Here is a 1,438-nt window from a genome sequence, read left to right as displayed (position 1 = left end):
CTGCAGCACGGCCCGGCGCCGGATCCCGCCGGTAAGGGCCTCGATGTGCCGCATGGCACCCTTCGGATCCGAGTACCCGAGCGCCGCCAGCCGTGCCTGCGCCGCTTCCGGTGTGAGCTGGACATCCTCGGCGCTCAGGTTCGCGGCAGTGTTGAGGAGCGGCCGGTAGAAGATCGAGTCATGGAGGCGCCGCACCAGGCGCTTGGTGTGCTGCCATTCCTCGAGCAGTCCCTGGGCACTGGGTCGCGTACCCGTCGAAGCGCCCGCTGACGAGCGGGCCAGTGCGCGGAGGGCGGCCTCGTCGTCGGTCCTCGGCATCAGGTGCGTACGGCGCATCCGGGTGAGCTGGAGGCGGTGCTCGAGCACGCGGAGGTAGCGGTAGGCGCCGTCGAAATCGACAGCATCAGAGCGCCCGATATAGCCGCCGGCACTGAGCGCCCGAATGGCGCCCACGGTGTCCCGCACCCGCAGGGTGGTATCGACCCGGCCGTGCACCAGTTGAAGCAGCTGCACGGTGAACTCGATGTCGCGAAGGCCCCCCGGTCCCAGCTTGAGCTGCCGGGCCTCCTCGCTGCGGGGGATGTTCTCCGTCACCCTCCGCCGCATGGCCCGCACCGCCTCGACGAAGCCGTCGCGCTGGGAGGAGGCCCAGACCAGCGGCGCGATGCCCTCCTCGTAGCGGCGGCCCAGCTCGGGGTCGCCCGCCACGGCCCGGGCTTTCAGGAGCGCCTGGAACTCCCACATCTGCGCCCATCGTTCGTAGTAGCTCAGGTGCGACTCGAGCGTGCGGACCAGCGGACCGTCCCGGGCCGTGCCTGCGCCGCTTCCGGTGTGAGCTGGACATCCTCGGCGCTCAGGTTCGCGGCAGTGTTGAGGAGCGGCCGGTAGAAGATCGAGTCATGGAGGCGCCGCACCAGGCGCTTGGTGTGCTGCCATTCCTCGAGCAGTCCCTGGGCACTGGGTCGCGTACCCGTCGAAGCGCCCGCTGACGAGCGGGCCAGTGCGCGGAGGGCGGCCTCGTCGTCGGTCCTCGGCATCAGGTGCGTACGGCGCATCCGGGTGAGCTGGAGGCGGTGCTCGAGCACGCGGAGGTAGCGGTAGGCGCCGTCGAAATCGACAGCATCAGAGCGCCCGATATAGCCGCCGGCACTGAGCGCCCGAATGGCGCCCACGGTGTCCCGCACCCGCAGGGTGGTATCGACCCGGCCGTGCACCAGTTGAAGCAGCTGCACGGTGAACTCGATGTCGCGAAGGCCCCCCGGTCCCAGCTTGAGCTGCCGGGCCTCCTCGCTGCGGGGGATGTTCTCCGTCACCCTCCGCCGCATGGCCCGCACCGCCTCGACGAAGCCGTCGCGCTGGGAGGAGGCCCAGACCAGCGGCGCGATGCCCTCCTCGTAGCGGCGGCCCAGCTCGGGGTCGCCCGCCACGGCCCGGGCTT

Annotated in this window: 2 pseudogenes; both read right to left on the bottom strand. The window is 70.9% G+C overall.

Annotation, left to right across the window (positions count from 1 at the left end):
• Positions 1 to 807 (bottom strand): annotated as a pseudogene (locus Y705_RS21815) (bifunctional [glutamine synthetase] adenylyltransferase/[glutamine synthetase]-adenylyl-L-tyrosine phosphorylase); the annotation flags it as partial.
• A gap of 2 nt (positions 808 to 809) precedes the next feature.
• Positions 810 to 1,438, bottom strand: a pseudogene (locus Y705_RS21810) (bifunctional [glutamine synthetase] adenylyltransferase/[glutamine synthetase]-adenylyl-L-tyrosine phosphorylase); the annotation flags it as partial.

This window comes from Arthrobacter sp. H41 (assembly GCF_000520535.1).
GTDB lineage: Bacteria > Actinomycetota > Actinomycetes > Actinomycetales > Micrococcaceae > Arthrobacter_D.
This window is presented reverse-complemented; position numbering and strand designations above follow the sequence as displayed.